The organism is Pontitalea aquivivens (assembly GCF_046507575.1).
In the GTDB taxonomy this organism is placed as follows: Bacteria; Pseudomonadota; Alphaproteobacteria; order Rhodobacterales; family Rhodobacteraceae; genus Pontitalea; species Pontitalea aquivivens.
In genome coordinates this window covers 22,975-34,034 of record NZ_JBKFEY010000028.1, presented here as the reverse complement: position 1 = coordinate 34,034, position 11,060 = coordinate 22,975, and the positions used below count along the sequence as shown (strand labels likewise).

The window sequence follows — 11,060 nt, the reverse complement described above, 5'->3', positions numbered from 1 at the left end:
CAGCAACGGAAATTTCCTGCCCGCCCGCTTCCAAAAGTCGACGATCCGGCAGGGTAACGGCCAGTTTCATCCTGTCAGCAGCGCCGGTCTTGACCGGCCATCTCTCCTTCGTCTTTGAAGGGGGCTGAAACTCCCCGCGCCCATGCCCAACCTTTAGCCCCAAGCGATGGCGGCCGAATAGGCCGCCGCTTTACCCCCCTCTTCCCGGCGCGGGGAGGGGGTTTTCGCCCCGATCACAGCGAGCACCGCGAGGACGCGCGAGAACTGTGATCACGCCGAGCACCGCCAGAACCGCCTATCACGTTGGTTTTCAGGCGATTTCTTGATAGGCTTGCGCCAACTCAAATGTCGAGCTTGCGCAAAGTCTTCCATCCGCGCCTTCCAGATTGGCTGGAGGAGCAGCTTCAGATGCCGAGTCGCGCGAACTAAGTATTTGAAAAACAACAAGTTTCTAGGCATATTAGCCCTGTTGCCGATGAGAGGATGAACATCGGAGCGAGCGTCCAAACCTCGCGCCGCCGCACTCACCGCCGACAGGGCTGAAGGTCCACACTTCAGCCCGTCCCCTTTAGCACATGAGGCTCCTATGGTCAGGACACCCAAGAAGAAAATCGCCAAGAAAATTACAGACCTTCGCGCAAAGCTCTGGCCTGATCTGTCTCCGGACGACCTTTGGCACCGCAGCGTCTATGACGGCTTCACGTCCGTGCCGCGCACGATGCCGCTGATCATGAACATTATCGACGACCTGGCTCCGGGCAGCAAACGCACCTCGATGACCTATCTTGCCCTCTGGGGGCAGGCGTTCGACGAGATGTATGTGAGCTTGCAGAACGCCGACGAGCTTGCCTTCTATTCGGGCTACACCGGCCAGCGGGCGGTGCGCTCCTGGAAGGAGCGGATGAGGGAGCTTGCCAACCTTGGCTTCATCCGCATCGCGGCGGGCACCGCAGGCGAGTTCTCCCATGCCGTCATTCTCAACCCGCATTTCGCCATTCGCCGCCTTCATGCGGCCAAGACGGCGGGGCTGACCGTCCCCGCCTATAATGCACTTGTCGAGCGTGCCATCGCCATCGGTGCCGAGGACATGAATGTTCCTCTTCCCGAGGAGAAGCAGGAAGAGGCGGCGAAATAAGCCTAGCGCGGCACGTCCAGAGAGGTTTGCACCCGGCGGCGGTCGATCACGCCAAGAATGAGGCGCTGATTGGTGAGCGCGATGCCGCGCTGCCAGCAGCCGCAGGGCAGCTCTTCGAGCAGGGCTTGGGTTTCATCGAACAGCGCCCAGAGGGCTTCGTCGGATAGGTTGTGCAGGTTGTCGAGGGTTATGGCGTGGGTCATGGCAGGTCTCCTTCTCCCGTGGGATTCAATTCACGGGAAGAAGGGCAGGCCAGACTTCATGCGGCGCTTAAGGCACCGCGCGCCACAGGCTTCGCCTGAGCAAGGCCGCAATCAGCATGGCAGGAGGCGCACCGCAAGCGCTTTACCTTCAGCGTCCGGTGATCTGGCAGACGGTAGGAGCAGGAATTGAACACCAGGGGCAAGGGAAGAGCCCCGTCCAATGGAAGACTCCGAATTGCCCTGCAATCATGCTATATATGGGGCTTAAGCGAACGGTACGCTACAAGATGTTCTGAGGTTGCGAGATGTTTGAAGAGACACAACGATTTTTGCGGAGCCTCGAAGGCGGCGGCGAAGTCTCGATCCTCATTGAGGACGACGAGGAAGGCTACTTCGACCGTGAATGCCCATCGGATGAATGCCTTTTCCAGTTCAAGATGCTCAGCGAAGATTGGCATAAGGCCAAGGAAGCAGAGCGGCTTCACTGTCCCGCCTGCGGCCATACCGATCACAGCGACCGTTGGTGGACACAGCAACAGGTCGAGCACATGCACGCGGCTGCCGTGGCGCAGCTTCAAGGCGGCCTCAATCAAGCACTGAAAACCGATGCTGCCCGGTTCAACCGGAGCAGGCCGCGCGGCGGCTTCATTTCGATGACGATGAAGGTGGATTCCCGGCCGCAGCATGTCATGCTGCCCCCGGCCGCCACCGACCCGATGGCGCTGAAGATCACCTGCCCGTCCTGCGCCTGCCGCTATGCCGTGATCGGGGCCGCCTATTTCTGTCCCGCTTGCGGCCACAGTGCCGCCGAACAGGTCTTCGAGCAGACCATCGCAGGAATCAAGGCTACCCTCCGTGCGCTCGACCAGGTGCGCGCCGCGATGCCGGATCGCGACACCGCCGAAACCACCGTGCGCGTCGTGATCGAGAACGGCTTGCAGAACGCTGTCACCGCCTTTCAGCGTGTGGTCGAAGCTCTGTTTGTGGAGCTTCCCGCGCCGCCGAAGGCAAGGCGGAACGCTTTCCAGAGCCTTGCAGAGGGCAGTACCCTTTGGCAGCAGGCGACGGGGCAGGGCTATGGCGCCCATCTCGACGCCCCCTCCCTCGACCAACTCGTGCGGGCGTTCCAGCAGCGCCATCTGCTTGCCCACCGGCAGGGGCTTGTCGATGAGGAGTATATCGCCAAGAGCGGCGACACCCGCTATCGGCCCGGCCAGCGGCTTGTACTTCGCGCCGAAGGCGTCACCGAGGCCGTCGAGCTTGTCGAGAAGCTCGTTGCGGGGCTTAGGGATGATGCAGGCAGTGCCCGTTCAGGGCAGAGTTCTTCACTATAAAGATCGGCAAGGGCGCAGCCACCATCTGTGAAGGCCACCGGCTTCCAGTCCGCCCGTGCGCTTGCACTCGTGGGGTTTGGCCGTTTCATGAACGGGGCTTCGTCTCCTGCTACCGCATCTGTCTTCTAGTCTAGTCCGCTGTTCTGACAGGGCGCGCCCTTGTCGCAAGGGGTGCCCGCACCACTCGGGGCTTGCCCCGACCGTGTTACCCCTGTGCGCCTTCTGGCTCTTACGCCCTGTCTGCCTCTTTCGTGTCCGAGAGGACGAGAACTCGAAACGAAAGAGGAGACGATCCCTATGAAACTGTTCCCACAACCCATCATCGAGAAGCTTGCCGAATAGCTACGCCTTCAAAGGAGTCGCAGGTACCGCAGCTCGGTAGGTCGGACAGGGGCGATGAAAGAAAATAAATTGGGCCTGTCGGATCGGGTTCGGTGCCGACGTATGAGGTATAGAATTCAATTCTATACCTCATGATGCGCAGAATTCGGCGCGGCCTGCTGTGGGCCCGCACTCCGCACCGCCCTTGATCGCCTCGCCCGCAATCAGATCACGTGTGTCAGGCGGCGTCGCTAATTGGTTCGTAGCGAACCTCGGCCAAAGCATCGTCCAGCCACGCGGGCTGCAGATCGCCATTGTTCCATTGGTAGAGGAAACCCACCAGATTGTCGGTCTTCTTGCAGAGGATGCGCATGATCGGTTCGCCGGTGAGGCGGGGTTTTGGGGTCATGACGCGCTCCTGCTATCTGGACCTCATAACTGGTTAAAGGGAGGTCAAAAATTTCTTGTCAGCGGTGTTAACGACAGGTTTCTGCAACTGCAAGGTGTGGGCGGTAGCTTCGGCAAAAACCCACCGACAAAAGGACAAGTTGTCTTTATAATCAGGTTGTTGACGCATCATTTTCTGTATTCTGCGCTGCGGCGCGAACGGCAATCTCGTCCAGAAGTATGTCGATCTCCGCCCAGACGCGCGGCTCGATCTGGCCGCGGATCAAGGCCCACTTGCTGAGCACATCGAGGGGGTCATGGGCGTGCAGGATGGAAGTCAGCGCATTGGCATCGACAGCCAGTGAAGTGCGCGCGCGCCATTCGGTGATCCGCGTTCTCTGCTCTTCGGAAGGTGGGACGAACTCTGGCCCCAGCTGCCAGGTCTTCACGGCACGGCGCAGAGCGGCCCGGATGACATGGGCGGGGTCGACGCCGCAGTCGATCAGGGCTTCTTCCTGCCGTTCCAGCGCGTTCACCCGGATATCGATCTTGCGGGTGGCCGGAATGCGTCGGACCCTAGGCTGCGACGCCGTGGGCGCTGTTATGATCTCGGCCGCTGTCTCCTGGCTTGCTTGCGGCGAAGGCACGGAAGGCCTGCTTGGCGCCGGCGCTTGATCTTCATCCGCCACGTCTGCCGTCACGCTCATCGGCATCAGGACGGTCTCTTCCCGATCCGCCTCTTCCCTTCCCGGGTCTTTCTCCCCTTCGGGCAGAAGGGACGCGGCATAGGCTGGGTCGGGCCGGGTGATGGTTGGAATCTTCTTTCTCAACGCCCCACCCTCACGCGGCCAGGATGTTGTTGAGGATGTCGGTTGCCTCCTCAAGGGCCTCGACGACATGACGGACATGCGGGCGCATGAGTGGGTTTGGGTCGGCCTGCTTTTGCAGCGCGATGGCGTGGAGCAGGCCTTTCTCGTCCATCTCCTTGTAGACGTTGCGGCGCATCATCACCGTCTCAACCACCGGAAACCGGACGATCGCCACTTCGATCAAGGCGGCATCCGCGCGCGTGGCTTTCGGGTCAACCATGTTCAGAACGACATGGTGGCGCGGCAAGCTCGCCGGGTCATCGACGCGCGCGCGCAACCGTTCGAACCAGTCGGCGGTCTGCGCACCGACATCGAGATCTGAGGTCGAGAGCATGACCGGCGTCACAATGTGATCGGCGAGAACCGCGATCCCGTCCGACCATTCCGCGCCGACGCCTGCCGTGTCGATGAAGACGAAATCCGCCGAGTCCGCATCATAGACCTGTTCGATCTTGCGATCGACGGCCCCCACACTCTCGACCGAGATCGACCGTAGCAGAGGCGACCCCAGACCCGCCGCTTCAGCTCGTTCGTGCCAGGCGCCAAGCACTCCGGTGCTATCGGTGTCGATCAGCAGAACCCGGCGACCGGCAGCCACGGTAGCGCTGATCAGGGCGCGCGAGAGCGTGGTTTTGCCACTCCCCCCTTTCCGGGCCATCGCGGCGATGACCACGAGATTGTCGTTGGGCATGGGGGGTGGGTCTCCTACAAGAATAGTGAAACGCTACAAAGATGCAGTAATGTCGCTAACCTCTTGGTGCATCGGCGTCAAGCGGAAGGCGGGATGCACGATGCGGTGGGCAGGTTGCATTCGCCGTTACGCATTTTGCAGCAACCAGACAGCGGGGCGCAGGGGACAGACGCCGCGATCCAGGTTGCGCGATGCGGTTGCCAAAGGACGTGCTGCATTCGGCATCCACCAAAGCACGTGAAGCGCGGAACGCGACGCGAGGTGCACGTGACGCCGTGCATTGTGCGGAGTGCGCGATGCGGGTTGCAATCGGCACGTCCCACTTGCCTGAAGACGCGCTGCAGAGCGCAAAAGACACCGTGCAGAGGACGTGATGCACGGTGCAGGGAACGCGGGACGCGTTACATTGAGCGCCTTGCGCGCTGCATTTGACAAAGGACGTCAAATCGGCCCCAAGGGCCGATTTTCTACATTGAGTACAAGCCCTTGGTGCCTTCTCCGCTTGTGCTGGGAGAAGGCGGGCGTGTACGAAGTTGGCAAGAAATAGGAACGTATACTTCACATGGGCAGCAGTCGCAGACTGACCGATCAGGAGCGCCGTCAGATCGTCCGGGAACGGGCGAAAGGCGTCTCGGTCAGTGCGATCAGTTCAGCGCTGAAGGTCTCGCCCAAGACCGTCTACAACGTGCTGAGCCGAGGACGTTCCGCCGTCTCCGCCAATGACAGCCGCACCCGCGTGCTGACCATGCGCGTCACCGACCGCGACCTTCGCGGCTTCGATGCGGCTCTCGCGCGGCGCGGGATCGCGCATCGCTCGGATGCCATGCGCTCCCTGATGCTGGCCGCAGACGATCTCCTGCGCCCGGATGAGGGTATGACGGATGAGCTGAGAGGGATGAGCGCGGCGCTGAACCGGGTCGGCAACAACGTGAACCAGGTTGCGCGCCGCCTGAACGAGGCAAAGCTCAAGGGCGAGCGGCTGCCCTATACCCCCGCCAGCCATGCCGAGATCCGCGATCTAGCGGTGCTCGTCTTCGACATGGCCGACCAGATCCAGGAGATGTTCCGTGCGCGCCGCCGCGAACTGGACCTCGAGGTCACCAAGGCCCTTGCCGGTCTGGCACGGCAGGAAACGGAACAAGTGGCCGAGAATGGCGCGGGGTGAGGCGCGCGGCGTCAGCCCAGCCCTCTTCGACCGTGACTGGAGCCGGGTCTCAGGCAGTTGGCAGGGGCTGTCGAAGAAGGCGCAGATGGTCCGGGCTGCGCGCGGTTACTCGCCGGCCATCTTCAAGCCGATCTCCAAGGGTGGGTGCCATACCGGGGCGCAGTTGAAGGCCCAGCTCACCTACCTCACCACCAAGTCGAGCCACATCCTCGACAGCCGCGGCACCCATGATGGCAAGAAGACCCTGTCCGAGGCCGAGATCGACCGGGTCGTGCGCCGCTTTGAGAACCAATGGGGCGAGCGGCACAGCCCCAAGCTCGGCCATACCTCGCATCTGCTGATGGCCTTTCCCGTCGGCACCAGCGGTGAGGAGGTGCGCGCGATCACGGAATCCATCTGTGAGCGGTTCTTTCAAGGTGAGGGGTCGCAATTCGACTATATTGCTGCAATACACCAAGATCGCGCGCATCCACATGCGCATATTGTTCTGAACCGCCGCAGCAAGGATGGCGAAATGTTCTTTCTCGGGAAGGATCACCACTTCAACTACGACGCCTTTCGGGCGGCGATGGTTGACGCGGCGCAGGTCCACGGGATCCGGCTCGAGGCGACACGGCGTCTTGACCGGGGGGTCACGACATACCGCGCCGAGATCGCCGAGGTCTACAAGGCCCGTGACGAAGGTCGGCCGCCGGTCGAGCGCCAGCGCACCGGGGCCGACCTGGCCGCCGCCCTGGAGACGGTGGCGCGCAGCGCGCTGACCTATCGGGGGCTGGCGGTCGAGGCATCCCGGTCGAACTTCGATGACGTGGCCGAGGCACTCGAGCGGGCCAGCACCATCCTTGCCAGTGGCGGTCAGATTCAATCTGACGGAGCCATCTACATGTCCCAAGACGAAACTGCGTTCGACACGCTGATCACTGAGTTTTCCCAGAACATCCGCCAGATCGAGGCTGCGATCGACCGTGCGCCTGCGTCCGAGCGGCCAGAAATCGAGCGCAAGCTTACCGATGTGCTGGCCTCCGTTGCGCATCTCAATCCGCTTGGGGACCGCTCGGCCGCGCTGCTCGACGCACCATCGCGGGACGGCGTCTACGCGCGGGCGAACATGCGCGAAGACCAATTGGCGCGTCTCGACGACGGGGATGTGAAGGCACGGCTTACGGAGGCGCTGCAGGGCACGGGCATCGATCCTGAGGCCGTCGCCGCCCGCATGCGCGAGGGTGCCGCCAATGCAGCCCTCGAACGGCAATGGCTTGCGCAGGATCTGCGCGCCATCGCCAGGGCAGGCGACCTCGATCTGGAGAAAGGCGAGGATCGCGAGGAAGCGCTGGACCGGCTGGAAGCCGTTCACGTCCGCCTGGGCGATACTCTGACCGATGCGCGCATCTTGCGGGCGGTCGACGATGTCGATGAGGCGGAGGATGCCGAGGTCTCGCTCGCTGAACGTCTGACGCCACTGAGCCGCGATCTCGACGACGCGGGACCGGACGCCTTCGCCCCGTCCGAGCGGCAGGACTTCCAGCAGCTGGTCGCCCAGTTCCGACGGACAGATTTCACCTACCCGTTCTCAGACGACCCTTCCGTGCGCAGGGCCGGTGCTGTCGAAGTGGAAGAAGCCCGCGCCGCCTTCAACGCCTATGCACAGCGTTCGCCCGATCATGCCGAATTGGCCTCGATGGCATGGGACAAAATCACCGACAGCCGCAAGCCACAGGAGTTCGCCGTCGAGGAGAAGGATCGCAGGCTCCACGCGGGCGATATGGACTTGGCTCTGCGCGATCCGACGCAACATCTCGGTCCGATCACCGAAGATGACCGCACCCTCGCGCGCTACCGCGCGGAAATGCCCGATGAAGAATTCGGGACGGCGGTGCAGGAGGAAATCAACCGCCTCCGCGCCATGGGTGCATCGCGCGCCTATATCAGCGAACGGAGTTTCGACATCGAGGATCAAGCGCGGCAAGACTATGCCGAGCGGCGCTTCATGGCTGAGACCGCCCCTGATGTGATGACGTTCCTCCAGCGGGGCGAGGCCGAGGATGGCACAGCTCTCTCCGAAACAGCTGGGCAGCGCCTGATCGAGCAAGTCGACAGAAACCTCACGCCAAACGCGGTCACCGCCCTGCGCGCCGGCCATGCAGATGTGCTGGACAAGTTCACCGAACATCCGCTGCGGCAGCTGGAGCTTGCGAAGGCCTATCTGGAAAGCAGCGAGGTGACTGCCCACGGCCCCGCCATGGAGCGGGTGCTGGATGCCTTGGCCGAAGAACAGATCGAGGCGCAGCGCGCGCGTCACGCGGCGACCCATGGCGAGAAGGGGATCACCCATGGATAAGGGCAAGATCGCGGGCGGGATCCTCAGCCTGACGCTGGTCGGCCTCGCCATCGGCTACGTCGTGGCCACAGGCTATCTGATCCTGCGTTTTGGGCTGTCGACCGAGCGCATTGATTTCACATTGCTCGCGCGGGAATACCGCGGGCTTGGGACCACCGCCACGAAGGACTTCCTTTGGGTGAACCTGATCCTGGGCGGCTTTGGCATAGCCGCGCTCATGCTGAGCGTCACGCTTCTCGGCGACGCACTGACCCGGTTCGGCACGACACATTGGCAGACCAAGGCCGAGATGAAGCGCAACGGCTTTTTTGCCAAGCCGGGCGGTGGGTTCCTGTTGGGCAAGCTTGGTCGCCCGAAATCGAAGCGTCCCTTCCTCGTGTCAAAAACCTTCCCGCATGCGCTGATCGTGGCGCCGACGGGCCGAGGCAAGGGCGTGGGCTTCGTCATTCCGAACCTGCTGACCTACAAAGGCTCGGCCGTGGTGCTCGACGTAAAGGGCGAGAACTTCCGCGAGACCTCGCGCTTCCGCGCCAGCATGGGCGACAAGGTGTTCCGGTTCGCGCCGACCGACTGGGATCGGCCGACCCACCGCTACAATCCGCTGGCGCGTATCGCGGCTATGACCAACCGTGACCGGCAGCAGATGGAGTTGAAGCTGACCGCCAAGCTCTTCCTGCAGACCGACAACGAAAAGCTGAGCGGGCTACTGGCAGGCGGCATTGATCTGTTTGTGGCGGCGGGCCTTCTGGCCTTCGAGCGCGGCGTTCCGACCATCGGCGAGATCTACCGGATCACCGCCTCGGGCGGCGACAAGCAAAAGGAATACCTCAAGCGCGCACAGGAGGTGAAGAACAAGTCGGCCAAGCTGATCTTCGAGCGCATGGCATCGACCAACAATGACACCCTGACCTCCTACCTGTCGCTCCTGATGACTTCGGGTCTCGACACCTGGGACAACCGTGCGATCGACGCGGCCACCGCGACCTCGGATTTCTCCTTCCGGGACATCCGGCGTCGCCCCCACGCGATCTATCTCGTGGTCGAGTCCGAGATGATCCGCCCCCTCGCCCCGCTGATCCGGCTGTTCTTCTCCGACCTGATCGCCTCGCTGCAGGCGCAGGAGCCTGAGGACGATGAGCCCTGGCCAGTAATGATCATGCTCGACGAATTCGACCGTCTCGGGAGAATGCCGATTGTCGCCGAAAGCATCAAGACGCTGCGCTCTTTCGGTGGCAACCTCGCCATCGTCACCCAGACCATCCCGGCGCTGGACGAGATCTATGGCGAGAACACCCGCCGGTCGCTTCAGGGCGGTGCTGGCGTGAAGCTCTACCTTACCCCGTCTGAGCAGAAGACCATCGAAGAGCTAAGCCAGGCCGTGGGCAAGACCACCAAGCGTGTGATCACCCGGTCCCGCGCGGTCGGGCGCAACCCCTTCGAGGGGCGCAGCGTCTCCGAGCGGACCGAGGATACGCCGCTTCTGACCGAGGATCAGGCCCGACGGATGGACCTCGACGAGGTGATCCTCGTGATCGACGCGCAGATGCCGATCCAGGCGCGGCGGATCAAATACTTCGAGGACCCGGCACTAAAGGTGCTGCATGCCGGTCAGGCGGGGAGTTTCCCGTATCCGGATGAAGACGGACTGCGGCGCGATCGGCAGATGACCGAGACGCGGGAGACGGTGGAGAAGCTGAAGCAGGAATTGCACGAGGTTCGGGCGGCTGCAGGTGCGCAGGGGTCTGGATCTGCGTCCTCGTCGATGACGGTTGAGTCACCTGCAACGGAGACGCAGGATCAGCAACCAGCGCGATCAGGTCGGGCGCGCGGCCGAGCAGCACGCGCTGCGGCGGGTGGCGGTGGGTCCGGTCAATTGTCGTTCGATCTGGCTAGACTGGGGCTCAAGGAGGCAGACAGGACCCAGCTTGCGGCGGCTGTGCAGACGACGCGGTCGATCATCGAAGTACATGGATGAGCGATGATGGCCGCTTCGCGGACAGTGTCGTCCGGGCCCACTGGGACTTGCACACGGATTGCACGTTGATACGTCCTACCTGCCCCGGGTTGCTACGAAGTCGAGGGTCAAACCTCCGATGAACAGACCGATCTCGACAGTATTTCGAAGAGTTTTTTCCAAGACGTCAGTCCCCGATCACTGCAGAACATCATTCTCTTTTGGCCAATCCCACGCTGTGCCAGCGGTTAGGCGCCTGCGACAATGGACATTCTCGTGAGCAATGCCTATCTTTGCAGCATGTTTGTACGTGTCATCGCCATGCTTGCCATACTCGCGATCACCGTGGTGACGACGGTGACCTCCGCGCATGCGACACGCATGAGCATGAATTCCGGTGTGGATCACTCGATGCATGTCGCCGACATGATGCACCCTCAGGTCATTGCGGGCCCCGACTGTGACGCTGGAGAGCACTGTGGACCGGCCGATGCCGAGATGTGCGAGTTCGTCTGCGCAGGTCTGTCGGCCTTCCTGCCATTTCCGAGCGCGGAAACCGGACAGGAGTACACGCCTTCCCGACATGACTTTCCCACCGAGGCGATCCACATCAGCCGCGCGCCGGGACTAAACGAACGCCCTCCGAAGCTCCGTCTCCTCTGA

General features: G+C 62.4%; 10 protein-coding genes. 6 read left to right on the top strand and 4 right to left on the bottom strand.

Annotated features, from left to right (window positions below):
• Positions 1-586: 586 nt before the first annotated feature.
• Complete coding sequence (locus ACK8OU_RS17635) at positions 587-1,135, top strand: hypothetical protein (protein ID WP_410304697.1); 549 nt, start codon at positions 587-589, stop codon at positions 1,133-1,135.
• 2 nt (positions 1,136-1,137) lie between these two features.
• On the opposite strand, the gene ACK8OU_RS17630 is transcribed toward ACK8OU_RS17635, so the two are convergent.
• On the bottom strand, positions 1,138-1,338 hold the full coding sequence (locus ACK8OU_RS17630) for a hypothetical protein (protein WP_410304696.1): 201 nt from the start codon (positions 1,336-1,338) through the stop codon (positions 1,138-1,140).
• A gap of 305 nt (positions 1,339-1,643) precedes the next feature.
• On the opposite strand from ACK8OU_RS17630, the gene ACK8OU_RS17625 reads away from it, so the two are divergent.
• Positions 1,644-2,672, top strand: coding sequence for a hypothetical protein (locus ACK8OU_RS17625; RefSeq protein ID WP_149884480.1), 1,029 nt, complete (start codon positions 1,644-1,646; stop codon positions 2,670-2,672).
• A 559-nt stretch (positions 2,673-3,231) separates the two neighbouring features.
• Here ACK8OU_RS17625 and ACK8OU_RS17620 read toward each other — a convergent pair.
• From ACK8OU_RS17620 to ACK8OU_RS17610, 3 genes are all read right to left on the bottom strand, one after another.
• Positions 3,232-3,402, bottom strand: a complete 171-nt coding sequence (locus tag ACK8OU_RS17620; protein WP_156178428.1) for a hypothetical protein — start codon at positions 3,400-3,402, stop codon at positions 3,232-3,234.
• A 151-nt stretch (positions 3,403-3,553) separates the two neighbouring features.
• Positions 3,554-4,210: a hypothetical protein gene (locus ACK8OU_RS17615; protein WP_323019963.1), complete on the bottom strand. Its 657-nt coding sequence runs from the start codon at positions 4,208-4,210 to the stop codon at positions 3,554-3,556.
• Positions 4,211-4,220: 10 nt separating this feature from the next.
• Positions 4,221-4,940, bottom strand: coding sequence for a nucleotide-binding protein (locus ACK8OU_RS17610; protein WP_410304695.1), 720 nt, complete (start codon positions 4,938-4,940; stop codon positions 4,221-4,223).
• A gap of 562 nt (positions 4,941-5,502) precedes the next feature.
• On the opposite strand from ACK8OU_RS17610, the gene ACK8OU_RS17605 reads away from it, so the two are divergent.
• From ACK8OU_RS17605 to ACK8OU_RS17590, 4 genes are all read left to right on the top strand, one after another.
• The gene (locus ACK8OU_RS17605) at positions 5,503-6,105 is read left to right on the top strand and encodes a helix-turn-helix domain-containing protein (protein WP_410304694.1); all 603 of its coding nucleotides are present in this window, start codon (positions 5,503-5,505) and stop codon (positions 6,103-6,105) included.
• Positions 6,092-8,443, top strand: a complete 2,352-nt coding sequence (locus tag ACK8OU_RS17600; RefSeq protein WP_410304693.1) for a relaxase/mobilization nuclease domain-containing protein — start codon at positions 6,092-6,094, stop codon at positions 8,441-8,443. Before ACK8OU_RS17605 ends, ACK8OU_RS17600 begins: the two co-directional genes overlap by 14 nt.
• The gene (locus ACK8OU_RS17595) at positions 8,436-10,418 is read left to right on the top strand and encodes a type IV secretory system conjugative DNA transfer family protein (RefSeq protein ID WP_410304692.1); all 1,983 of its coding nucleotides are present in this window, start codon (positions 8,436-8,438) and stop codon (positions 10,416-10,418) included. The genes ACK8OU_RS17600 and ACK8OU_RS17595 overlap by 8 nt, the downstream gene beginning before the upstream one ends.
• 243 nt (positions 10,419-10,661) lie before the next feature.
• Complete coding sequence (locus ACK8OU_RS17590) at positions 10,662-11,060, top strand: hypothetical protein (protein WP_410304691.1); 399 nt, start codon at positions 10,662-10,664, stop codon at positions 11,058-11,060.